The sequence below is a fragment of the Rhodococcus sp. EPR-147 genome (assembly GCF_001647185.1).
GTDB lineage: Bacteria > Actinomycetota > Actinomycetes > Mycobacteriales > Mycobacteriaceae > Rhodococcoides.
In genome coordinates this window covers 1-2,441 of sequence record NZ_LVCU01000413.1, presented here as the reverse complement: position 1 = coordinate 2,441, position 2,441 = coordinate 1, and the positions used below count along the sequence as shown (strand labels likewise).

Annotated in this window: 3 protein-coding genes and 1 pseudogene; 1 reads left to right on the top strand and 3 read right to left on the bottom strand. The window is 66.3% G+C overall.

Annotated elements, in window-relative coordinates; translation table 11 throughout:
- A partial coding sequence (locus A2J02_RS18215; protein WP_068051860.1) for a carboxymuconolactone decarboxylase family protein occupies window positions 1–541 on the bottom strand: 541 nt, incomplete at its 3' end.
- Window positions 542–632: 91 nt separating this feature from the next.
- On the opposite strand from A2J02_RS18215, the gene A2J02_RS18210 reads away from it, so the two are divergent.
- Window positions 633–1,562 (top strand): ABC transporter substrate-binding protein, encoded by a 930-nt coding sequence (locus A2J02_RS18210; protein ID WP_068051858.1) that lies wholly within the window; start codon window positions 633–635, stop codon window positions 1,560–1,562.
- Between the two features lie 4 nt (window positions 1,563–1,566).
- On the opposite strand, the gene A2J02_RS18205 is transcribed toward A2J02_RS18210, so the two are convergent.
- Window positions 1,567–2,235, bottom strand: a complete 669-nt coding sequence (locus A2J02_RS18205) for a GntR family transcriptional regulator (protein WP_068051855.1) — start codon at window positions 2,233–2,235, stop codon at window positions 1,567–1,569.
- An 11-nt stretch (window positions 2,236–2,246) separates the two neighbouring features.
- Window positions 2,247–2,441: pseudogene (locus A2J02_RS18200) on the bottom strand (ABC transporter ATP-binding protein); the annotation flags it as partial.

The following is a 2,441-nucleotide window of genomic DNA, read 5'->3' as shown; positions in this document are numbered from 1 at the left end:
CGCCGTAGTCCCGCTCCACTCGCAGAACGCCGAGAGTGGTTGCCAGGCCATCGTATTGAGTGACCAGCAGGACGAATTCGATGAGTCGTCGCTCGTCGAACTGGGTGGCGAGTTGATTCCAGGTCGCGTCGGAGAGAATCTTGGTGGCGATGAGTTCGTCGACCGCAGAGAGGATGGTCCGATACCGCGTCGACAGTCCCGGTGCGTCCGGTCCGGTCTTGATCAGCTCGAGCAGATCCCGGTCGATGCCCGCCCGCTTGCCCAGCCGGACGTGATGGTCCGTCTCGTACGCGGAATCGCGCAGGTGCGCCACGCGCAGGATCACCATTTCGGTTTCCTTGCGTGAGATCTTCCCGCCGGGCATCAGGTGGCCGCTGTAGAACAGCCATGCCCGATACAGCCCACCGGTGCGCCCGAGGGTGGTGAACAAGTGCGGATTGGGCACCCCCGCACCCTTGGCGATCACCTTGCAGATGACCCAGTTGATGGGCCCGAGGGTTCTGGCGGTACCGGACGGAATGCGTGGTGTGGTCACAGCCACACCGTACCGACTGCTCGGCCGGACGTCACCGGGAAGAAGAAGGCTAGGCTACCCTTCTAGTTATCCAGCACTATCTTTCCTCGGAGGACCCTTGACGAAGTCCCATGCCCGCATCACGGCCCTCGCGCTCACCATCGCCGCCCTCGGAGCGACGGCTACGGCGTGCTCGTCCACCGACGCTGCCCCCGACAGCGCAGGCAGCGCCACGAGATCGATCGAGACCGTCCGGGGAACGGTCGAGGTTCCCGAGACCCCGCTGCGCATCGTCACCCTGGAGCCGGTCGAGCTCGACACCACCGTCGCCCTCGGCGTAATGCCCGTCGGCACCGCCGTGCTCAGCGAGACGAGCGGCGTGCCGTCGTACCTCGGTACCGAAGCGGCGAACATCGCGACCGTCGGTACGGTTGCCGAACCGACCATCGAGGACATCGCGGCCCTGCAACCAGATCTGATCCTGGGCACGGAGACTCGGCACGCCGAGTACTACGACCAACTCGCCGCCATTGCACCGACGGTGTTCATGGCATCCCAGTCCGATCCATGGCGCGAGAACGTCAGTTTCGTGGGGCGCACTCTCGGCAAGGAGAACGACGCCGAGGAGCTGCTCAGCGCCTACGAGGACCGGTGTGCCGAGATCGCCGAGGAATTCGACACTGCCGGGCAGACGGCACAACTCATCAGGCCGCGCAACGGTGAGTTGACCCTGTACGGGCCGTCGTCGTTCGCCGGGAGCACACTCGAATGTGCAGGCTTCACCACTCCGCCGCGGCCGGAATGGGCGGACGAGATCTCGGGCGACCTCTCGCCCGAGCTGGCGGCTCAGGCGGCAGCGGATCTGATCGTCGTCACCGCCACCGACCCGTCGGACCCCGCGGCGATTCCGGCGTCGATCACCGCCAACGCAGCGATCCTGCCGAACCCGCACGCGGTGGACATGTCGTACTGGATCACCGGGGTCGGGCCCATGGGTGGGCAGACCGTGCTCGACGACATCGATCGGATTCTCTCGGGTCGCGCCTGACGCATCAGATACGGACCGCGCCGGCCAGCGCCGCCGCCTGCTGCGCCCGCGCGACCACTCGATCGCGTGATGAATCGATATGGGCGAGTAGCAGTTCCAGTGCCGAGTCCAGGGTCCCGGCGAGCACGCGTTCGACGATGTCGATGTGTTGATCGATCGCCGAGACGACGGCTGCGGCGTCGAGTCCGCCGAGTATCCGAACCGGACGCACCTTGGCGTTCACGGTGCACAGCGCCTCGGTCAGAGCCGGATTACCCGACGCGGCCAGCAACGTGACGTGAAAGTTCTCGTCCAGGGACACCAGATCGTCGGTGGTGCCGGGAGGGTCGTCCCGCAAACCGATCCAGGTGTCCAACAGGTGCGACAACGCCGACCGATCGACCGGGTGCGACATCGATCGGGTGATGCCCCGGGCTTCGAGAGTCGACCGGAGCTCGTAGAGATCGGGGAGATCGCCGATCCGGGGGCGATAGGCGTGCAGGCCGGCCTCGTCGCGGGTGACGAGGCCGTCGGCCTGCAGCCGCGCCAGCGCCTCGCGCACCGGTGTGCGCGAGACACCGTACAGCTCGGCGAGACGCTCCTCGCCGAGCCGTTCGGTGGAGCTGATGGCGCCGGAGATCAGATCCCGGCGCAGTGACGAATAGACCTTCTCGCGAAGGTCCTTGCGCGGCACGATGGGTCCGGTCAGATCGCCATGGCTGCGCGGACGTCTGCCTCGGACTCGCTCCCGCCCACGCCGGTGGACGTGATGCGGCCGGCTTCGAGGATGTAGTAGTTCTGCGCCGACTCGAGGGCGAAGCCGATGTGCTGCTCCACCAACAACACTCCCAATCCTCCGCGTCGAGTGAGTTCGATGACGGTGCGTTCGATCTCGGCGAC